The 21,576-nt window shown below is 37.1% G+C and carries 24 protein-coding genes; 4 read left to right on the forward strand and 20 right to left on the reverse strand.

Translation table 11 applies throughout. The features are described from left to right. Positions 1-20 precede the first annotated feature (20 nt). A complete protein-coding gene (gene folP, locus IPH52_00575) occupies positions 21-821 on the forward strand; it encodes a dihydropteroate synthase (GenBank protein MBK7053534.1) in 801 nt (266 codons plus the stop codon). 1 nt (position 822) lies between these two features. Here the strand turns inward: folP and IPH52_00580 are convergent, their stop codons facing one another. From IPH52_00580 to IPH52_00595, 4 genes are all read right to left on the reverse strand, one after another. Continuing rightward, positions 823-2,859, reverse strand: a complete 2,037-nt coding sequence (locus IPH52_00580) for a sigma 54-interacting transcriptional regulator (GenBank protein ID MBK7053535.1) — start codon at positions 2,857-2,859, stop codon at positions 823-825. 224 nt (positions 2,860-3,083) lie between these two features. Further along, positions 3,084-3,470 (reverse strand): YgiT-type zinc finger protein, encoded by a 387-nt coding sequence (locus IPH52_00585; GenBank protein ID MBK7053536.1) that lies wholly within the window; start codon positions 3,468-3,470, stop codon positions 3,084-3,086. Position 3,471: 1 nt separating this feature from the next. Then, positions 3,472-3,777 (reverse strand): type II toxin-antitoxin system MqsR family toxin, encoded by a 306-nt coding sequence (locus IPH52_00590; GenBank protein ID MBK7053537.1) that lies wholly within the window; start codon positions 3,775-3,777, stop codon positions 3,472-3,474. A gap of 147 nt (positions 3,778-3,924) precedes the next feature. After that, positions 3,925-5,061 (reverse strand): hypothetical protein, encoded by a 1,137-nt coding sequence (locus tag IPH52_00595; GenBank protein MBK7053538.1) that lies wholly within the window; start codon positions 5,059-5,061, stop codon positions 3,925-3,927. Between the two features lie 245 nt (positions 5,062-5,306). On the opposite strand from IPH52_00595, the gene IPH52_00600 reads away from it, so the two are divergent. Next, positions 5,307-6,170, forward strand: coding sequence for a fibronectin type III domain-containing protein (locus tag IPH52_00600; GenBank protein MBK7053539.1), 864 nt, complete (start codon positions 5,307-5,309; stop codon positions 6,168-6,170). A gap of 1 nt (position 6,171) precedes the next feature. Beyond that, entirely contained in the window at positions 6,172-6,966 is a 795-nt protein-coding gene (locus IPH52_00605) for a DUF1554 domain-containing protein (protein ID MBK7053540.1), read from the forward strand. A 5-nt stretch (positions 6,967-6,971) separates the two neighbouring features. On the opposite strand, the gene IPH52_00610 is transcribed toward IPH52_00605, so the two are convergent. Continuing rightward, positions 6,972-8,099 (reverse strand): LruC domain-containing protein, encoded by a 1,128-nt coding sequence (locus IPH52_00610; protein ID MBK7053541.1) that lies wholly within the window; start codon positions 8,097-8,099, stop codon positions 6,972-6,974. Between the two features lie 357 nt (positions 8,100-8,456). Between IPH52_00610 and IPH52_00615 the strand changes: the two genes are divergently transcribed. Beyond that, a complete protein-coding gene (locus tag IPH52_00615) occupies positions 8,457-8,750 on the forward strand; it encodes a hypothetical protein (GenBank protein ID MBK7053542.1) in 294 nt (97 codons plus the stop codon). Here IPH52_00615 and IPH52_00620 read toward each other — a convergent pair. From IPH52_00620 to IPH52_00690, 15 genes are all read right to left on the reverse strand, one after another. Continuing rightward, a complete protein-coding gene (locus IPH52_00620; GenBank protein MBK7053543.1) occupies positions 8,736-9,365 on the reverse strand; it encodes a hypothetical protein in 630 nt (209 codons plus the stop codon). The two genes, IPH52_00615 and IPH52_00620, sit on opposite strands and share 15 nt — an antisense overlap. Before the next feature lie 399 nt (positions 9,366-9,764). Then, positions 9,765-11,090, reverse strand: coding sequence for an adenylate/guanylate cyclase domain-containing protein (locus tag IPH52_00625; GenBank protein ID MBK7053544.1), 1,326 nt, complete (start codon positions 11,088-11,090; stop codon positions 9,765-9,767). 9 nt (positions 11,091-11,099) lie between these two features. Beyond that, positions 11,100-12,404 carry a [cytidine(C)-cytidine(C)-adenosine (A)]-adding enzyme gene (locus tag IPH52_00630; protein ID MBK7053545.1) on the reverse strand — a complete coding sequence of 435 codons (1,305 nt, stop codon included), beginning with the start codon at positions 12,402-12,404 and terminating at the stop codon, positions 11,100-11,102. Continuing rightward, entirely contained in the window at positions 12,404-12,685 is a 282-nt protein-coding gene (locus IPH52_00635; GenBank protein ID MBK7053546.1) for a hypothetical protein, read from the reverse strand. The genes IPH52_00630 and IPH52_00635 overlap by 1 nt, the downstream gene beginning before the upstream one ends. Then, entirely contained in the window at positions 12,670-13,092 is a 423-nt protein-coding gene (locus IPH52_00640; GenBank protein MBK7053547.1) for a transcriptional repressor, read from the reverse strand. Before IPH52_00640 ends, IPH52_00635 begins: the two co-directional genes overlap by 16 nt. Positions 13,093-13,095: 3 nt before the next feature. Further along, on the reverse strand, positions 13,096-13,506 hold the full coding sequence (locus IPH52_00645; protein MBK7053548.1) for a hypothetical protein: 411 nt from the start codon (positions 13,504-13,506) through the stop codon (positions 13,096-13,098). 7 nt (positions 13,507-13,513) lie between these two features. Then, a complete protein-coding gene (locus IPH52_00650) occupies positions 13,514-14,593 on the reverse strand; it encodes a hypothetical protein (GenBank protein ID MBK7053549.1) in 1,080 nt (359 codons plus the stop codon). A gap of 39 nt (positions 14,594-14,632) precedes the next feature. Continuing rightward, positions 14,633-15,322 (reverse strand): hypothetical protein, encoded by a 690-nt coding sequence (locus IPH52_00655; GenBank protein ID MBK7053550.1) that lies wholly within the window; start codon positions 15,320-15,322, stop codon positions 14,633-14,635. A gap of 60 nt (positions 15,323-15,382) precedes the next feature. Then, the gene (thrC, locus tag IPH52_00660) at positions 15,383-16,726 is read right to left on the reverse strand and encodes a threonine synthase (GenBank protein ID MBK7053551.1); all 1,344 of its coding nucleotides are present in this window, start codon (positions 16,724-16,726) and stop codon (positions 15,383-15,385) included. A gap of 425 nt (positions 16,727-17,151) precedes the next feature. Further along, positions 17,152-17,784 carry a uracil-DNA glycosylase family protein gene (locus tag IPH52_00665; protein ID MBK7053552.1) on the reverse strand — a complete coding sequence of 211 codons (633 nt, stop codon included), beginning with the start codon at positions 17,782-17,784 and terminating at the stop codon, positions 17,152-17,154. A 198-nt stretch (positions 17,785-17,982) separates the two neighbouring features. Further along, positions 17,983-18,849 carry a protoheme IX farnesyltransferase gene (gene cyoE / locus IPH52_00670; protein MBK7053553.1) on the reverse strand — a complete coding sequence of 289 codons (867 nt, stop codon included), beginning with the start codon at positions 18,847-18,849 and terminating at the stop codon, positions 17,983-17,985. Positions 18,850-18,855: 6 nt separating this feature from the next. Beyond that, a complete protein-coding gene (locus IPH52_00675; protein ID MBK7053554.1) occupies positions 18,856-19,788 on the reverse strand; it encodes a COX15/CtaA family protein in 933 nt (310 codons plus the stop codon). A gap of 1 nt (position 19,789) precedes the next feature. Beyond that, positions 19,790-20,335 (reverse strand): ankyrin repeat domain-containing protein, encoded by a 546-nt coding sequence (locus tag IPH52_00680; protein ID MBK7053555.1) that lies wholly within the window; start codon positions 20,333-20,335, stop codon positions 19,790-19,792. 10 nt (positions 20,336-20,345) lie between these two features. Then, positions 20,346-20,762, reverse strand: a complete 417-nt coding sequence (locus tag IPH52_00685; GenBank protein MBK7053556.1) for a MaoC family dehydratase — start codon at positions 20,760-20,762, stop codon at positions 20,346-20,348. A 13-nt stretch (positions 20,763-20,775) separates the two neighbouring features. Next, the gene (locus IPH52_00690) at positions 20,776-21,228 is read right to left on the reverse strand and encodes a MaoC family dehydratase N-terminal domain-containing protein (protein MBK7053557.1); all 453 of its coding nucleotides are present in this window, start codon (positions 21,226-21,228) and stop codon (positions 20,776-20,778) included. Between the last annotated feature and the right edge of the window lie 348 nt (positions 21,229-21,576).

Below are 21,576 nucleotides of genomic sequence, written 5' to 3' on the forward strand. Positions count from 1 at the left end.
TTTGAATTATGATTCAGTCTATGATACTATTCGGAATTTTAAATGTGACTGCTGATTCTTTTTCAGATGGAGGTGAATTTTTAGATCCGACAAAAGCAAATGAGAAAGGAATGGAACTCATTGCCAATGGTGCTCATATAATCGATATAAGCGCACAATCCTCTAATATAAATGCAAATCAAATTGAACCGGAGCTAGAGTGGGCAAGGATAGAAAATCTAATCCAACGCTTTCATGCAGCTGGATATAAAATTTCAGTCGATACTTACAAGCCTTATGTTATTCGTAAATCAATAGAGGCAAATGTAAGTTATATCAATAATATAAATTCCTTTCGAGACAAAGAATCTCTCTCCATTCTTGCAGACCACAAAGATTCCTTGCCTGACTTAGTCTTAATGTATTCTCATAATAACGGTGATATGGCTGAGGCTAAGTCTGATTTAACGCCAAATACAATCATGGATTCCATTTACCGCTTCTTCGATCAAAAAATCAGCGACTTACAAAGATTAGGCGTTTCAGAGACGAAGTTCATCTTCGATCCCGGTATGGGATTATTCCTAGGAGCTGACCCACTCCTTAGTATAGAAGTTCTAAAAAACATTTCTGAGTTCAAAAAAAGATTTGGCAGAGTCATGGTCTCCGTGTCCCGCAAATCGTTCATCGGAAATCTACTCGGAGGAATTCCCCCTAAAGACCGCGGCGCAGGTACTCTCACCGTTGAACTATATCTATACCAGCAGAATATTGAAATGATCCGCACGCATGATGTAAAACAACTCAGTCAAGCAATGCGGTTGATGGAAGCTTTGGAGTAAACTAATACTCTATCTTTAACTCTTTGATTCGTTTGTCTAGAGTGTTGCGGTTAATGCCGAGAAACTTTGCAACACGTGTTTTTGTGTAACGGAATTTTTTAAGAGCGTATTGGATGAGCCTTGCTTCTACTTCTCCAACAACTACTTCGAGAGCCCTACCGTCTATCGCATCTAGATTTGGCATACTGTATAGACCTGCACTCAACTCAGTTGTCGTATCTTCGGACACTTTGCTGATTGGTAAATTCATAGAGGCAAGTTTTTCTGTAATCTCAGCAAAATCATTTTCGTCGAGCATTGTGTTTTGAGTCATTACAACTGCTCTTTCAATGATATTTTCTAGCTCGCGCACATTTCCAGGCCAGGGGTAAAGAGCGAGTAGCTTCTGAACTTCACGTGTAAAGCCTTTGATGTTCTTGTTGTTTTCTTTGGAATACTTTTCGATAAAATGAATTGTTAGAAGGGGAATGTCATCTGTTCTCTCTCTCAGCGCAGGAGTATGGATATTAACCACATTCAGACGGTAGTAAAGATCAGAGCGAAATTTCTTTTCAGCAATCAGAGCTTCTAAGTTCGCATTCGTTGCTGCCAAAATTCGAATGTCTACTTTCTTAACTTTAAGGGAACCAACAGCTTCGATTTCCTTTTCTTGTAACACTCGCAAAAGCTTAGATTGAAGATTGAGATCCATTTCTCCAATCTCGTCTAAGAAAATAGTTCCTCCGTCGGCAATTTCAAACTTTCCTTTTTTATCTGCAACCGCTCCTGTAAAAGAACCTTTTGTATGACCGAAGAGTTCGCTTTCGAGGAGATTCTCAGGAATAGCCGCACAGTTGATTTTGATAAATGGTTTTTCAGAACGATTGCTATTGTAGTGAATCGCAGAGGCTATCATCTCTTTGCCGGTGCCTGATTCTCCAGTAATTAAAACTGATGCACGAGAATCAGAAACAAGCTGTATCTTTTCGAATAGCTTTTCCATGTTCTTAGAGCGACCGATGATAGAGCCAAATTTATACTTTTCTTTGAGTTCTCTTTTTAGTAAAACATTTTCTCTTGAAATTTCTTTTTTGACATCATCTACTAAGTGATGAATCTTCACTGCCTGCGAAATGATAGAGGCAACTACTTGCAAGAAATCTAAATAAGTTTGCGTATCCATATTTTTCTGATGAACTAGAAACACACTCAATACACCGATGACAGCTTGCTCTCTCTTAACAGGAGCGGATAATAGGCTAACATTGTTTGGATCATTCTTAAAATGATTTAAGTAACCAACTCGATTGAGGAACAAAGGATCATTAGCCACAGAACGAATTAACACTGGCTCACCGGTTTCATATACCTTTCCAATCACACCTTCGCCTAATTGGTATATTCCTTTGTCAATCTCATCAGCAGAAAGACCAACAGCGGCAACTAGTCGTAATGTCTCACTAGGATCATCATATAAAACAAGACTTCCTTTTTCTAATTTCAAAGATCGCTCAATCGTCACCATGATGGATTGAAAGATTTCGTCTAAGTCAAGACTGGAAGTTACAATTTTAGAAATTTCAATTAATACTTGTTGGATTTTATTTTTTTGTTCGAGTCTTCTGAATGTTTGTAGGTTTTTAAAAATCAACGCGGCTTGGTTCGCAAGAATTCCTACGATTTTTAAATGCTCTTCTGTAAATGCATTGATCTTGTTCGAGTCTAACGACACTACTCCGATGACCATATCTTCTACAATCAAGGGAACGGCTAGCTCAGATTGGATTTCTTTTTTAATCGAGATATAATTGGGATCTTTGCTTACATCATTTACAATCATCCCGCGACCAGATGAGGCTACGATGCCTGTTATCCCCTGACCGATTTTAAGACGAATTTCTTTTTTGATCTCTGGATTGTGACCGCGATAGGTGACAATGTCCAAAACAGATTCACGACTGTTTACAAGCATCAAAGAGCCTGACTCAACATTGGAAAATTTGAGCGAATGATCTAAAATCATTTCTAGAACCTGATCTGGGTCTAGAGTTGAATTCATCGCCATTGTTACTTCAGAAATAGTGAAAAAAGGATTTAGGGTTTTACTCGACATATTGTATATACTTAAAACAATTTGCTTAGCCCTTAGTCAAGCAAAAAACCGACTCCCTCGTAAAATGGGTAATTTAAGCCATTCTACAATGTATTCATAGAAATACGAATTATCACCGATGACTGTTTAACGCTGGAATAGTGGCGTTAAAGTTGAGTTTTTTAATTTCATCAACCCCTCTTCAACTCCGACCTTAGCGGAAACCTTAAATTACCCACATAGGCATATTGAATTTTTCCCTCCTCCATCATTTGGTGAATTCGTTGTCTTGTCTTTCCGAATTTTTTCATGAATTCTTCTACGGGAACTAGTTGGGAAGCTACAATTTTATCTGAATCTTTTTTTGCTTTCAAATCTACTATCGCAGAATTAATTTTATTGGAAGACTTTATTAGAAAAATTCTTTCTTTGCATTTGGCACATTCATATCCGGAAAGATTAGAAACTGTTATAGTTCCATAATTCTTGACTTGATATATTTCTTTCATTCCTTTTTTCAAAGTCATACTTCCTTTGGCTCCGCAGGAAGGGCAATCACTCCATTTTCTATCCTTCATTTTATTCCTCCTTAAAAGAAACTACTACTATTGTCTCCGAAATTATTTGCAATTTGATATATGCTCGGATATTATTTTCCAATTTACTTTTATAAACATCTTGCCAAAGAGAATGGTCATCGTGAGAAGTCATAGATTTATAAAAACTATTCATCTCTAAAGAAAGAACTGCTTCAACTATTTGCTCTTCGCTAAATGCAAAATCATATGCAGCCGTTTTTCTAGCAGTTCCAGTAATTATGAACTGATTAGATTGGATTAATGATTTCACTTTACCTAATTTATAATGCGGCGTTCTTTTCTCCATTATAAAAGTTTACTTTTATAATTTGATTCTGTCAAGCAGTTTATTTTCTTTAAAATTCTATCTTATTGTTATACTATAATAGTTCATTATCAAAAGTTAATAATGCCTATTATACCTTTGTCCCTGTTTGCGTAAACTTTTTGACTGTTAAGGGGAGATTCTTCGAATTTTATTATTTCCTGAATCGGCGACATAGATATATCCATCTGGACCAATGGCTATTCCCGCAGGAGAAGAAAAACTAGCATCGGCTCCTATACCATTAGTAGGGCCTACCGTTCCGCTACCTGCCAGCGTTGTAACTTTCCCGTCTGCTGTAATCTTTCGAATCTTATTATTTAATCTGTCGGCTACGAATAAATTGCCGCTAGTATCAAATGCTACTCCAACAGGGTAATTAAAAGTTGCCGCTGTCCCCAAAGCATCTGTTGAGCCTGCCGTTCCAGATCCTGCAAACGTGGTTACTACTGCTGCTGGCGTAATTTTTCGAATTTTATTATTACGAGAATCTCCTACGTAAATATTTCCGTTCGAATCTATTGTAATTCCATAAGGAGAAAAAAAAGAAGCAACGATTCCTTCCCCATCGGTTGAACCACTAGTTCCAGTTCCTGCAAAAGTGCTTACAAATCCATCCGGTGTAATCTTTCTAATTTTGTGATTTCCTGCTTCGGCTACATATACGTTGCCGCTAGAGTCAACAGCGACACCAGCAGGACCAGAAAAACGAGCTGATGACCCAGCGCCGTCTGTCGAACCTGGAAAGCCAGAAATACCAGCAAGACTAGTCACTACTCCGGCAGAAGTAATTTTTCGAATTTTCAATCCACCTGTGTCTGCTACATAGATTGTTCCGCTCGCATCATTAACAACACCAAGAGAATAACCAAATCCTGCCAATGTACCAACGCCATCATCAAAGCCGACAAACCCACAGTTACCCACAAAAGTAGTTACCACCCTATCAGAATTAATTCTTCGAAGACAACTATTGTTTGTATCTGCTACTAATATAACTCCATTTCTCTCAATAGCCAGAGCAGATGGATTATTAAAGCGAGCAGCGGTTCCTATTCCATCTACATAACCTTTAGTGCCTGAGCCTGCAAAAGTTGACACTTGACCACTTGGTGTAACTGCATTATTTTTCAAAAGAATTTCGGCTGTTAAGAAGCCTTTAACTTCTTCATTTCCACTTTTCTCAGGCTTACAGGCATTTACCCAAACCAAACCGAGAATTAGAAGAAAGCAAATTTTAAGTGTATGTATAATTCTATTTTTCATAGTATGCGTTATCCTTTGTCTGCGTTTTTAATATACGTTCCGTAAATCCTATTCATATAACAACAATACAATAACGTATCATTCCTTATATCCCTGTAAACCATAGGCTTTTACAGTAAAAGTAAATGCAAATAGTTTTTATCTTCTGAAACAAAAAAGCTAAGGCGGAGTAAAGCAGAGTCGAAATGTCCTTTTCAGTTTGAAATTACACTTGACCAATCTGGATTCTATGAACAGGTCAAAGTATGGACTATTATTTAAAATCTTTTTTGCAAGGGCTGTATACGAAGATTGGCATCTGTGTAGGGCTAATCATAATTTGCCTGAGTCAGTCGATTTCGGGAGAAGAGAAGAAAGAATTCTCTTACTACATAGAATGGAAAAATATTGCGGGAGCAAAGGGATATTTGATTCAAGTAAAAGACAAGGCAACAGGAACTGAAAAAGAAGAAAAGCTAGACCAGAGCAATATTGAGCTTAAAATCGTAGCAGGTAAGTATGAATATAGAATCGCGTCGATCAATAAATTTGGAAAGCCTTCTGTGTGGACAAATTGGGAAGAGTTCTATGTAGAAAAAGACAAACCTAAACCAAAAGACTCAAAGCAGGCAGAAGTAAAACCTGTAGAGGATAACCAGACAAAGCCGGTAGAAATAAAAAAATGGAAATGGTTTATTCCCGGTCTTACTCAATTTCAAACCGGAGGACGAATTTCTGGTAGCCTGTGGATTCTTTGGTTTACCGCTCTTGCCGCTTATGGAAATAGCGAACGAATGGCAGGCAACCAAGTAGCATCGAACAGAATGAATGATCCAATGTTTCTTTCTACACTCGCTCTAGGAACTCCTGTGAGTGTAGATTTATATCTCAGAGAAAAGCGAAACGAAGCCAAAGCAGAATACGAAAAACACCAATCAAACCAAAAGGCGGCAGGCGTAGTGGCTATTCTGAGCTATGCACTCCAAGTCTGGCACGCAAGAAGAGTTTCTCAAAGCTCAAATGTTTCCTTTGAATTAAATTCCCGTCCCCAGGGAGTAACAGAGTTAAAGTCAATCCAAGCGGATAATCCATTTTTATCCTTTGAATTTGCAATTTCTATGAGGTATTGATATGAGTTTTATAAAGATTACAAATTATCCCTCTCGCAAATCTTTTAGTCTTAAACTAAGTCTACTCATTCTTAGCCTCTTCTTGTCTTGCTCTCAGAAATTTCCAGATGGAAAAATATTTGATCTAGTGATGCTCTTAAAGCTTTTACCTAAGACTCCAGTGGCTACTTCGAATACTCCTCAAACGACTACTCCAACTACCACACCGACCACTACGCCTACAACAACTCCGACGACTACACCTACTACTCCCACTGTGAATACAAATAAATATATCTTTTTAACAGCGACTCACACCGGAAACTTTGGAGGAATCACAGGAGCGGATACGTATTGTCAGTCGCAAAAAACAGCGAGCTTTGCAAGTCTTGCAGGTGATGCTACCGAGTATAAAGCTTTTATTGTAGCAGGAACTACAAGACAAGCTTGCTCCACTGCCAATTGTGCTGGCGGTATTGCGGAAAACATTGATTGGGTGCTCAAACCAAATACAGACTACTATCGGTTAGATGGAACGACAGACACAAAAGTATTTACGACTAACTCTTCTGGCATTGTGAATTTTGGTGGGGGATCATCTTTATTAGTCGCTATTGATTCAAGTGGGTCTACAAATTGGTGGACTGGACTTGCAAATGATTGGACGTTCTATTCCGCTTGCACAGGGAATAATTGGTCTTTTGCGACAGGCTTGGCGAGTAAAGGCGTTGGGGCAAGTGTAACAAATACCTCAATTGATACAGGCTCTTTGTCAACTTGCAGTCTTAACTTTAAACTTCTTTGTGTTCGACAGTAACCACTCTAATTCGAAGGAAACACTTCATTCAAATTAGGGAAATTATACCAATCCAAATCCGCAGTTCCTTTTGATTCATACCAGTTTTGAAATTTGGAGTAGGATTTTCTCACATCCGTTCTCTCGTATGGCCATTTCCAATTTCCTGGAATCATAACTGCCCAGGGAAATCCTTTCGCGTCTAGGTATAGATCTGTTCCATCAGCTTTGTCGTATTTGCCGGCAAAGTGAATTTCTTTTTGCGTATTTAAAACATAGATATATAAATCATATGGTATCGGACCAAGAACAGTCTTTGAAAGAGGAGAAGAAAGAATCACTTCGACCTCTGCTTTTTTTCCAAGTTGAAATGCTTGTCCTTTGGCTGTGTTTGAAAGGCTAATCGTTGTATTGCTCGCAGGAAAAATTTCGATTCCAGAGAACTGAGCTACTGTTGCGTTAGTTTGATATTCTACAACGTCTGCGGCAGTAAGTCTTTTTAGAGAGTAACTAGCATTAGCCACTTTAGGAAGATTCAATCGTAGTATATGATTGTAACCGGCACCCTTTGCAACGTGTTGGTAATACCCGCGAACTCGAACTACTTCGCCCCGCGCATTTAAGTCTTCTTCATAACGAACTCGAACACTATAGTCATTAAAATCAGCATCGCCCTGTGCAGGATAGAGGTCTTCGTAGGATACTGTGTAGTAGCCGACATTCGGATATTTTATTTTTGCTGATCTTGTTGGGTCATCGGGATAGGCATCGTCGGCATCGGCTACTCCGTCTTTGTCGGTATCTTGAATCTGAACATGTTGTGACACTCCAACCATATAAAAACTTCTTCGAATTCCAAATACTGCTTTGACATCAACTAAAGCCCTGTGCTCAACTCCATTGTAATTTACGACTAACAATACTTGGCTGGTAGTAGAATTGATAGTGAAGCTACCTTTTACATTTCCATTTGGATCTGTAACAGCTTGAAAGTATGTCGTGAAATTTTCAGGATCATTTGCATCTCCAATTTGTATGAGTGCTCCAGTCGCTGGATGCTCAGCCAAATCATAGGCAACGATATCTAAGGTCAATGTCTTCGTAGTGTCAAAAATAAAATCCACCGGCGAGCCAGTTACATCGGATACTGTCATTGTGAAATTTTGCGTCTCTGTCGGAACCGCACTTGCTGGATTTGCAGGATCGACCGGACTCGCCGGCACATTTGGAGAGGAAGCAGTTGGCGCACCAATACCTGCTTGTGCTGTGCTTTGCGCTAACCCTACAAGCCATAGATAATTTGGATCTTGCTTTGAAGAACATCCAATTAGAAAGAATAAAATAATGAATAATAAGTTCTTAGTGTTCATGGTCATAGCCTCTTAATAGTATCAGGTATCATTATATAATATTCCAATAAATAAAGCAATATACCAAAATTTATAACCTTTGTTTTTAAAAATATTTTAATTGCTGAATGCAATTGAATTCACAGAATACTAGATAAAACTATGAGAGAAATTTCAGAACAAGAAATAAACAGATTGTTTAAAGAATTCTATCTGAATAAAGAGCTTATAAGCGATTTGTGCGCCAAATACAATATTAACCGCTATACGTTTTATAAATTAAAGAGAAATCATAGTAAAAAAAGCTTCTATGATTATTCACTTAAAGAATGGATTCAATCTTGTCTAGAGCAATACCCGGATTCTAGCGCGGAGGATATCCGTAAGTATCTCAGCTATGTGAATAAAACAGAGTATGCGCTAGAGGAGATTGAGTCAATTTTATCTACACTCTAACGATTTGTCTTTGAAGTTTTTACAATTCAAGCTGCCATCAGGAAAATAGGTAAGACGACTTACAAATTCAGATTTAGAATCATAGGATTCTTCGGCTTCTATTTTACCATCTGCAAAATAAAATTTCCACTGCCCGATTTTATTGTCTTTCAGGTAACTTCCGGTATATTCTAATTTGCCGTTAGGATAATATTTTTCCCATTTGCCCGACTTAAAGCCTGCCTCGTAATCCCCGCGCTCTTCTAACTTTCCGTCCTGGTAATATCGCTCGTATGCGCCATGCTCGTTTCCAAGTAAGTTTGTTTCCATCCAAAATGTTCTTCGCTCTTTATGGCTAAAGTTTTGTTTGTAATAAACATTTCCGTTTGGAAAATACCAATGCCAAAGTCCATCTTTGAAGTTGTCTACATAATTTCCGTTACTTAAAAGATTGCCATTGAATTCAGAATAATATCTACATTCCCCATTTCGAATTCCATTTGCGCCAAGCTTACAATCGGAATAAAGTTTTCCGTTGTCATACCAGACAAGCTCTTGCCCGTCCTTTGTGAGAGTGAAAATATTTTTCTTTCTGTCAAACTTTGCTTCTTTGGGAACACCAGCGGGTAATTTCATTTGGCTGTCCACATTGCAGAGTGTGAAATTAAAAAGAAAACTAAAAAGTAAAATTGATTTTATATAACTCACCTTACGCAAGGTGAGTGACCAGCGTGCCCAACGCTGGATGTGTGGGTTACACCTAACGGTGGGTTCGCTGCCGCGGGCTATCGATTTTATAAATTTATTATATTTATAAAATATTGTTACTTTCATTAAATTTTCCATAGTTTTATTGCTTTGCGTAAGGTGAGTTATGTAATACATTATTATCCTATCACTGAGCAAAAAATGTGGATTAGAGGCATTAAGTTCAATGCCTATTCCTTTCTTCGCGCTCTTCGTGTCCTTCGTGGTTAATATCTTTGTTTACCTTCAAACAGGAAGCATCTCTAGTCGATTTACATCAATTATTTTTTACAAAAGTCCGTATATCTTAACCGGCGTGATTCTTCCTTTTACTCGCACCGTATCAATCTCTCTGTAGTCAAACGAAGTAGCTTTTTGTAGAACGTCTTCTGAAATCAAAATTTGCTCACCGTATTGCTTGGTTAATTGTTCAATTCTAGAAGCCAGATTGACTACATCGCCGATAACGGTATACTCTTTACGTAGATCAGAGCCAACGTTGCCCGTAACCGCATCTCCCGAATGAAGACCAATTCCAATTTTAGTTGGTGAAATTTTTCCCGTTGCGTTGTATTCTTTTACTTTTTCTAAAATCTCTTTGGAAGCCTGAACAGCGTTTACACAGTCTTTGCCGTTGGAGAGAGGAGCGCCGAACACAGCCATGAATCCATCGCCTAAAAATTTATTGATAATTCCATTGTTCTTGTTTACAATCTGAATCATAAATTCAAATAGAGTGTTTAAAAAATTCACAACTTCAACAGGACTTTTATTTTCGGAGAAAGAAGTGAAATTTCGAATGTCTAAAAACATAACGCATACATGCTTGATTTCACTTTCGATTTCTACATTTTGGTTTAATAACTTATCCACAACCTCTGGAGAAACATGTTGACCAAAGATACTCATCAATTGTTTTCTTTCTTCTAAATTCTCAATAGACTTTAAAAATCCATCTTTTATTTGTGAAGCGACTAATCCCGCTATACCGCCACCAATCAAAAAGAAAAATGCTCTAAGAAAAAAAGTTAAAACTTCAGAAGAAATCAAATGCAAATTTAAAATTTGATCTGTATAATAAAAATAAAGAGAAATGGATAGATATTCAATAGCTGCAACTGATGCAGTAAACATAGAAAGCTTTACATTCAATCGCATAGTAGAAAGCATGATAAAGAAAAAATAAAGCAAAATAATCGGGGAGAGAATTGCATCAGTAGGACTTTGAAATCTTGCAAAAATAAGAAGTCCGACAGATGGTAAACTGGTTTCAATGAACGCATTTACATAACGAATGATTTCCGGGGGTTGCGTTTTCTTTTCTATGAAAATGGAAAAAGCTTTTCTCGCAAGAAGCTCATAAGTTAAAAATAATCCCAGGACAAATACAGAATATTTCGTTCCATCTTTTGCATGTGGATATTTCTGCATAATAAAATCTGGAGAAACGAAATGAAGAAATAATTGCATACACAAAATCAGAAACACCAAGAGGGCAATAATAGTTACCCGCTTCTTCTCATTCAAGAGCGTCTGTCTAGCAAACTCATCTTGAAAGCTAGATTGAATTCCCGGCATGAGTAAATCTAAAAACTTTGGTCTTAAATGTTTCATTTGTTTCTCTTACACCGTATTCGTATCGAGCATCGTCTCGCTTATATAAGTATAAATTTTTTCGTCTTCATTTTCATCTGGATTTTCTAATACTCGATTTAAAACAGATTGAAGGATAGCGCCTAGTTTGCGTTTATCTAGCAAAGGGAATTTTCCAATGATTTGGTTTCCATTGACGGCTAATTCTTTTAGGACAAGAGGATTGTTTGAATTTAAAATACTGTAAATCGTTTTCTTGAATTGTTCAAAGGAATTTTTCTCGGAAAAAATTTCTATGTAACTTAAAAACCCTTCGAGGATAATTTCCATTTGTCGAATGCCTGTGTAGGCGACTACTTTAGAAAGAATTTTTCGAATCTCTATTGAATTCATTGTTTCAACTTTATAATTACAAAGAAATAAATCCAAGTAAAAAAGCGCGTCCTTTGTATTTGCTTTTGAGTAACGAAAATCTTTTAGGATTTGCTCTGCTTGAATTAAAATGTCTTTTTTAGGTAAAAGCCAATTTAGTAAATAAGCAAGCCTCAAGCCCAGAGGGGCTACTGCCAATTTGCCTAGACTCTGTAAATCCACATCGCTCGGATTAGAATGGAAATTTACTTTCGTGAATAACTCAAAGATTTTATTTTTATGAAGCTCTATGAGTCCAATGAAAGGATTATTAGAAGTTAAGATTTTATTTAACTCATCATGAAATCTTTCTCTAGAAATTTTTTCTGTAATATGTCTGGTTTGATAGATTGCTTTGTAAGTTTCAGGCTCGATTGTAAAGTCTAGCGTAGACTGAAAGCGAATAGCGCGTATTGGTCGCAGTCCATCTTCTCCAAATCTATCTAAAGGATTTCCAATAGTGCGAATGAGCCTTTTTTCTATGTCTTCGATTCCGTGGTTTTCATCGATTAGCCGCTCAGTGACTAGATCTAAAGCAATAGCATTCATAGTGAAATCTCTTCTCTTCATATCTTCTGAGAGACTAGCTCCAAATTCAATCTTGTCCGGTCGTCTTCCATCCGTATAATCAATGTCTTTGCGATAAGTTGTAATCTCATAGGCATTTTCACCTAACATGATAGTAACCGTTCCATGTTGAATTCCGGTTTCTATGACTCGTTTAAATTTTTTTTTGATTTCTTCCGGTAACATAGAAGTCGTAAGATCATATTCATGCGGTTTTTTCCCAAGGATTAAATCTCGCACAGAGCCACCGATTAGGAAAGATTCTTTTCCTGAATCATGAATTTGCTTAGAAATGAATTCTAAGTCTTTCTTGAAGTTTAAGGGGATACTATCTATTAGCTTCGTAACATTCAGCATTAGGAAAGAGCAAGCTCATCTAATTTTTCAGAAATTGCATCTAGTAAAACTTGTTTCTTTATTTTTCCAGTCAATTCAATGGAATTTTTTTGTTTGTATCGGGAAGGAAGTGAGTTCAATATTTCAATGTAAAATTGGGTGAACTTTGCTTCATCCCATTGTATAGCTTTATACTTTGGTAGAAGTTCTTTCAAACAGTCTTTCACTCTCTTTTCATTTGAATTGGAAACAGAGGAAGTCCACTTTTTTATCTTAATGACTTTTTCTACTTTTGCTGACAATTTTTACATAGACCTCTGATTATAATTTCGAAAGACCTGACTCTAAAGTCTTGCACATTTTTTTTAATTTGAAATTTATAAGAGTCTTCATCAAAGCATTCCATTTTACCACAGGAATCACATACCAAATGGCTGTGTTCAGGCTTTGCTTCATTTTTTATTTCAAAATATGTAATTCTTTCATTGGATGGCAAGGATTTAATAATTTTTTTTTCGGTAAATTCAGACAAAGTTCTATAAACCGTAACTCTATCCCAGGTGTCCTTTTCTGGCAGATGCTCCATGATATAAGTATGTGTAATTGGTTTATGTGTATGATAAAGAATTTTCAACACTTCGAGCCGACTGCGAGTTATCTTAAGATCAGCTTTATGTAGAATTTCTTTCAAATCTTCTTGCTTTACCATTCTTTACTCTTTATAAATTTCGGCAGTTTCATTCCAGATAGAACGGTATTTAATTCCAAGTTGAATATTCGCGCGAAGTAACTCTTGAATTTTTAAACTCTTATCTGGATCCAAGATCAGCTTCATAAATGGAATTTCTTGTTTCTTAGAAATAATTTCTTCGATGTCCTCAACTGATTGCGAAAGACTGGTTTCACATTCTGTCTTGTATTCTTCAAATTTATATTCAGAACAAAGGGCTGCTATCGTCATATAGTCATTAGTCCGAATGGCTTCTCTTATTTTAACTTCATGTGGTTTTCTCTTACAATTTGACAAAGAAAAAAGGAGGACAATGGCAAATAAAGATATTGAATGATGAAATATTTTTTTGCGCATTACAGTTGTTAGTCTTAAAGTAGAATTAGAGTTCATTCAATCCTTACGCCAAATACATAAAGAACAAGATAATTATCAACACTACAAGAATACCGATGATTACACTCATCATTCTTCCAAGGTCAGATCGTTCATCCTTCTTTGTCGTTTGTTGGTTCTTTTTTGATACAGCCAATTTCACAGGTCTTTCTTCAAAGGCACGGAGCAAAATTCCATTCGGTCCTTTAGCAAAGATATGAAACTCATTTTTTCCGCCATTTATTATTTTCAAGAAATCTCCGGAGATAGGCTTAATCGTGCCTTCTTTTGTTACCGCGCCCACACTTTTAGCAAGAGCAATTTCTTCTGGTGTTTGAAATGGAAGAACAAAAAGAAGTTTCATGTTTTCTTTCAGATTACCAAAATCAATTCCTGCAACAGGAGCAACTACAGTTTTACACATAAGGACTTGCTTAAAATCCTTTTGCACTTCACTTATCATTGCTTCTGCTTTGATTTTTTCTGCTGAGTTTTCTAATACTGGAACTACGATTTTTTTAGGTTCAGTTTTAATTTCTTTATATGGATTCAGAATGGGAGCATACATTGCGCCTAACGGATTATTTACTCTAAATTTTAAACTAGAAACTTTTTCTATATCCATTTGAACTTTAGTTGTTTGTATACGCAATTCACTGTTGATGATTTGTTGGGTTAACATACAGAAATCGGGGAAGTTCTTTTTGAGAATCTTTGGAAACTGTTGCAACATAGCCTTCCCATCGAGTCCTTTATATATGGCACGTCCAATTCTATCGGATAATGCGCGTTCGATCCCGCCGGCTTGCACTGCCTCAATTAAATCCTTTAAAAACTGTCCGTAGTTTTCGAAAGTTCTAATTCGATTCAACAAGTGAGAGTTCCCAAAGATGGAATAAGCTTCTAATAAATCTCCTTTCTCTAAAGAGAATAAGAGCACCATGATTCCAGTTCTGCTTTCAACTAGAACAGAAGCTTTAATAAGAAGAGCATCTACAAGTTTACCCTCTAACAACAACGTTACATTCGCCTCAGAGGAAACCGACTCTTGAGCCATCGCTATCAGTTCATTCTGTTCTTTTGGTATTTCATTTTCTGACGACATTTTCTTTTGCCTTTAAATATAAGTATCGGAAAAATATTCTCAATGCCCCGCATTAAATCCAAATCGAATTGGCACATGCTCCGGATGCATCGGCAACTCTACCTTTGCCACGGTTTCACGTTTAATTTTGGAGGAATAGATAGTAAATATATGCCTATCAAAACCGCTCTGGGCAAGTAAGATTTCTACCATCGTAATACCCATTCCTGCGCCTTCTGTATTATCTCCATGATCAACATAGAATTCAAATAGATTATCATATTTTTTTGCCTTTATAAATTTTTCACGAATCCTTTCCTCTTCTTTTTGTAACAAGGGAAAATTGTTTATTATTCGCAAAACGATTTTTTTTTGATCATAAAAAAATCGAATCTTAATATAAAATCCATTGTCTTTCATCTTGCTTCTATAGTAAGGAAACTTTTTATCAGTCAAATTGTCTTTGAATGAATTCATAAATTCATCGTATTCTTGATCGTTCGTTGGATCAATTCCCATCTCTTTAAAAGCCAATCGTTTTATTGCTGCCTTTGTTGAGTTGACAATCAACTCTTTCGCACAAGTATAAAGCAAATCCATCAGTTCAATCTTTTCATATTTTGTCAAAAGAGTTCGAATGATGAACTTCAACTTTGCTTCTCCTAGTTCACCTAATACATAGGTAATCAAACTAATTGTTTTATTTGCAGAAACACCATCCAATACTTTTTTTTTAAATGGGACACTCAAGAGGTGTTCATCGTCATTATTCGGTATTGGATTCTGGGTATTTTCCATACATTTGTAAAATCAAAGTTTATTGATTATATCCATCACTGCACCAATTTCTGCCTTACAATTTAAAATGGAATTTACAAGTTTTTTATCAGTCTTTTCAATTTGATTTGAGTGAAACTGAACTTTAAACTCTGTAAACTTCAAACCATTTGCAGTTGAAATTACAACGGCTCTTTCTCCTCGTTTAATATTTCCTTTTTCAATTTGTTTAAATAGAGCGGCTAACGCAACGCCTGTATGTGGGTCATTGTATAAACCATGAAGATCTCCACGGGAGGCAGCATCAGCTAACTCGTGTTCGTCGGCTTCTTCTACTATGCCATTAAATTTTTGTAATGTGCGTGTGGCTTTTTTGATGGAAACAGGATTTCCTATCTGAATCGCAGAGGCGAGAGTCTTCTTTGCATCTACAGGAGCAAATTCCGAATAGCCTTTTAGATACGATAAGTAAAGAGGATTTGCATTATGAGCTTGCGCTAAAACAATGCGAGGCAATTTAGATATTAGCCCCAATTCAAGCAACATCTCAAAACCACTTCCGAGTGCTGACACATTACCGAGATTACCCCCAGGAATGACAATCCAATCAGGAATTTCCCATCCAAGTTGTTGGGCTATTTCTGCGGAAATAGTTTTTTGTCCTTCAATGCGAAGAGAGTTCATAGAATTTGCAAGATAGATTCCCGCTTCTCTTGCAACTTCTTGGACAATCTTCATACAACCATCAAAGTCAGTATCGAGAGAAATAACTTTTGCTCCGTTGGAAACGGGTTGAATGAGTTGTGCGTTAGAGACTTTGTTCGCAGGTAAAAAAACAATTGTAGGTATACCGGCCTTAGCCGCATAGGAAGCAAGTGCAGCAGAAGTGTCTCCCGTGCTAGCACAGGCAACTGCTTTAATTTTAATTCCATCGGCAATGAGTTGGTTAACATGACTCACTAAAACGGTCATGCCCAAGTCTTTAAAAGACCCAGTATGGGACACCCCACATTGTTTGATATAGAGTTCAGAAAGTCCAAGCTCTTTCGCTAGTCGTTTTGCTTCGTAGAGATGTGTCCTTCCCTCACCGGAGCTTACAATATTTTCATCGCGCATAGCAGGGAGAACCCACTCTCTTTTATTCCAGATTCCAGATTGATTCGGAAACCGAACGTCTTTTAATCTGTCATCAAATAGAGTTTTCCATTCTTCGGATGAGGTCTTTTTTAATTCATTGATATTATGTTTTACTTGTAATAAGTCTCCGCATTTTTTGCAGAGATAAACGATTTCTTGTAATTCATATTCACATTTGCATTCAGGATTGATGCATTGGAATATTGCTGAGTATTTTGGTTTAGATGTAACGAGTGTCATAAGTTAAGTTTCAATTTATAGGTAATATACGAAATATAGCAAGAAAAAATTTACTAAATTGCAATTTGAAAGAAATTAAGAGGAGGATTTGCCACAGAGACACAAAGGCACAGAGTTCTCTGGAATCGCTATATTTGTATCACATTAATGATAGTTTAGAAAAGAATAGAATTTGGTAATTCAATTACATTAAAGGTGTCATTCCCATTATGTTTCGACCCTTAGAGAGAAACATTGAGTTTCGTTTTCTGTCTGGAATCTCTACCTCGTGAGACCCCCGACATCGCTTGGCGGTGGCGGCGAAAGCGGGTGGAATTTCGGGGGTGACAGAACAGGAAAATTCTTACATCGAAATCACGTTAATTTATCCATTATCTCTCATTCACATTAAACATATGAATAAAATCAGCACCTTCCCCAAAACCTCAATGTCTTTGTGTCTCTGTGGCATCTTCTTTTATTTCCTTCATTGCTGGATGTTTTTTTAAGAGGGCTAGGGCTTTGGTTGTTAATTCTTTTCCGCGAGCAGTATTGTTCCATACATTTAGTCCAGAAGGATGAGGAAGAGCAATCCAGTCGAAGGAAACTCCATAAATCTTTGTTTTAAAAACTTTACCAATAACTTCATCAAGTTTGTATTTTTTATTTTCTATCAATAAATCAATCGCCATCTTACCAATCGGTATAACAAGTTCTGGTTTGTGAAATTCTATTTCATATTCCAGATAGACGCTACAATTTTTAATTTCTTCGGGCGAAGGTCGTCTATCTCCTGACTTTGCTTTGCCGGGAAAACAGCGACAGACTGCTGACATATTTACTTTTTGGCGATAGAGTTCTTCTTCTATTCCAATCGTTTTAAACCATTTGAATAAAGTTTTGCCAGCAGTGTAAGAGAACGGCTTACCGTGTTTTTCCTCATGAATGCCGGGAGCCTGCCCAATCGAAATTACTTTTGTTTTTTTTACAGAGCCTACTATCGGTTTGCCCTGCATCGCTTTGCATTTCTGACAAGCATAAAGTGTAGATACAAATTCGTTATATGATTTAAATTGCATAGTAGTCTGTCACCTCGAACTGTCCCATCGTGAGAGGTCTATCTAACAAAAAAAGTATAAGATTCACCTTTACTAACTAAGGAATATGGATCTCTCACTATCTTCCGTCCTTCGGCTTTCGCCGACCTTCGCCTTCGCATGTTCGAGATGACTGTTTAATAATCTATCGGTGTTCATCGTCTTCATCGGTGGTAATCTTTAAATCACCTTTCTATCAAACAGGATTATAAAGTTCACGACATACAAATGAAAGATACTGAAAAAGAAAAAGAAGCGAGCGAATTTTTTGGACTCAGAAAGCATTAATCGAACAGAGAGGTAAATCATGAGTAAACAAAGAGCAATTGTAGAGTATAGATAAATAAATCCAACCTTCTCGGAAACAAAGTAAAATGCAACACAGGAAATAGAATATAGAATTGTATAAATAAAAATTGCTTGAACTGTTTTCTTTAGCCCCCTGACAACAGGCATCATAGGAAATTCAGCAGAATCATAATCATCCTTTAGAAAGATGGCGAGTGCCCAGAAATGCGCTGGTGTCCATAAAAAGATCATAGCAAATAAAGTCCAAGCAGGAAGCGGCAAAGTATTAGTTACCGCAGCATAGCCAATGAGTGGACCGATACAGCCAGAGATTCCCCCAATTACAATATTTTGATCCGTTCTAGGCTTTAAGTAAATTGTATAGAGAAAAATATAAAGTAAAAGTCCGCCTAACGCACATAAGGCGGTAAGTAGATTTGCATAAAAATAAAGAATTGCAAAAGAAATTAGAATCATCACTAACCCAACACTAAGAGCGGTGATAGGTTGAATCTCGCCTCTAGGCAAAGGACGATTTTTCGTTCTCTGCATTTTAGCATCTCGGTCAATCTCAATGTATTGATTTAAAATAAAAGAAGCAGAGGACATAAAGAAGGTTCCGAGTAAAGTCATAGCAACAAGAAAGCCCGCTGGATGACCATCACCACCAAGATATAATCCGGGAAGAGAAGTTACGAGGACAAGCGATGTTACCCTCGGTTTAATGAGTTTATTCCAAATAGATATGTATTTTAACATGAGCGGTTAGAGAGAATTATCCTCAGGCAAAAGCCGATAGTATAGAGCCGTATAGACTAAGATAAACAAAGCAACTCCCATACCAGTATGAGCTGCGGTAACAAGTGTAGGAAGTTGAAATAAAACATTAGAAACTCCTAATATAATTTGAAAGCCAACAGCATAAAGAGCCAGTTTTAAAAATAAACGCGTTCTAGGATCATAGGATTTAAAAATGGATACAGCAACATTTACAATAATAAGAAAAACGATTAAATAGGCAACAAATCTATGCTCCATTTGAATCTTAACAAAACCTTCCATAGCAGGAAACCATTGACCATTGCAAGTAGGCCAGTCAGGACAAGCAAGCCCCGCATAGTTAGAACTAACCCGACCACCCATAAACAATTGAAAGTAAACTAAAAATACAGTGAGTGATATAAGCAAGTTCTTAGAATTAAAAATAGCAAGCCAATTCACAAGTCGAATTTCTTCCCTACCAGTCTTCAAAATATAATTTGCCTTAGCGGTAATGCTAACAATCAAAGTAAAAAGAAAAACCGCATTGAGTAAATGCATATTAACCGTTCCAGGGTCAAGGAGTTTGGTAACAGTAAGTTTTCCCAAAATAACTTGATTGACTAAAACAACAAGAGAGGTAAATGCCAGTAAGCCAAAACGAGCCCGCAATTCAGAATTTTTAAATACTATGATAGATAAGGCTAATACAACGAAGCCCAAAAGACCAGAATAGATTCTATGCCCGACTTCCATCCAGATTCTAAACTCTGGGGGAGGAATTACCTTACCGTGACATAAAGGCCAGTCAGGACAGGCAAGTCCTGAATCAGTAGCTCTTACAAGAGGTCCAAATAAAATATTAATAAAAATTAAAACGGAAAGTAAGAAAGCTAACTTATAAACAACTGAAATAGATTTCCTAAGAGTTTCATTCATCCTATTCTCTAGCGCCAGCCTGTTTTAGAATTGTGACAATCTCAGGCCTTCCTCCCTTCATAGCAAAGCTTAAAGCAGATTCTTCTACATTGGTTCTAGCATTTGGATTTGCTTTGTTTTCTAAAAGAATTCCAATCGCATCTTTTCTTGCATAAAAAACGGCGTGAATCAAAGCAGTCTTTCCTTCTTTGTCTTTTGCATTTACAAGGATTCCTGGACGAGAAAGGAGATAACGAAGAATATCCACATGACCATTCGCGGCAGAATAAATCAAGGCAGTTCGCCCGGTTTCTTTGTGTTTACGATTGATATCCGCTCCTGCTTCCACAAGGGTCTTTACAATTTCTAAATTATTATCTGCACAAGAAAGAAGCAAGGGGGTCATCTCCCTTGCATCCGGTGCGTTCAGATTGACTTTAGACTTGATAAGGATTTTTACCTTCTCAAGATTTGCATCTCTAACAGCCTCTAATAGTTCCTCATTTACATCGGCACTTAAGGAAGAGAATGAGACTAAGAGGCTAATCAATAGTAAACGAAATTTCAAGCGTAACCTCTTAAGCACAAGCAACGATTAAATCGCCACCGGCTTTTACTTCTCCGTTTTGATCAATTGCTTCGACGCTAACAGTGATTAGCTTCTCGCCATTCTCTTCTTTCTTTCTTTTAACGGTTCCTTTGCAGGTAAGAACAGAACCTAGCTTGGTCATGGACTTAAATTTTATCCCGAAGAATTTAATTTGTTTTTGGTCTGCCCAATTTGTGCATGCACGCCCAATAAGAGCCATCACAAACATACCATGTGCGATCGTTCCATCTAAACCATTTGCGATTGCAAATTCTTTGTCATTGTGAATAGGATTAAAATCTCCACTCGCTCCCGCATAACGCACTAGATTCGCGTGAGTGATTGCAGGCAGGGTGAGAGAAGGAATTTCATTACCAACTTCTATTTTATCAAATTCGATTTTCATAAATAATTACTCCTTAGTTAGGGCGAATGACGATTGCCATTTCTGCTTGGATGCAAGGCTCGTTCTTTGCGTTGTGGTAAGTGGTTCTAAATGTAACCATGTCCATCTTTCCTGTTTTAACATCTACAACTTCGGATTGTGCCCAAACATTTCCAGGGTAGAGCGGTTTCAGGTAAGTATACTCTTCTTTTAAATGAAGAAGACGCTTGATGTCGATTCCAAAAGAAGTCATGTCTTCCCAGATTTTCGGGTATCCCCAAAACTGAATAGATGTTTGAAAGGTAGGTGGTGCAGGTATATCGTCGTAACCCGCTTTCTTTGCAGCTTCCAAGTCAAAGTAGATTGGATTTGTTTCGCCAATAGCAATGCAAAACTCTTTAATTTTTCCACTCTCGACAACAAAATCAAAACGGTCCATTTTCTTTCCAACAATGTCCTTGGAAAGTGTGCTCGTAGTTTCACTCATAATTAGAACTCCGTGTATAATACTGATTCTACATATTTCAAAATTCAGGTATTCAGTCTATTCTTTATTTTCGGGTGTGAAGTGAGGGATTGGGGACATATTTGGGCGTTCTCGGCGGGAATCTCCATTAATCGTGAAGGCGCAGAAACGTTTCTGCGCCTTCGATTAACCTTCGGTTTGAGCTCGATTTGATTACGATAAGGATTTGATAAGAATATGTAAAAAAACAAACGAAAAACGAATATAAGTCACAGCGCTGAAGGTGGGGTCACACCTAACGGTGGGTTCGTTGCCGCGGGCTATTGATTCTATTACTTTATTAAATTTATCTAATATTCTTAATTCATT

It is taken from the genome of Leptospiraceae bacterium (assembly GCA_016708435.1).
Taxonomy (GTDB): Bacteria; Spirochaetota; Leptospiria; order Leptospirales; family Leptospiraceae; genus UBA2033.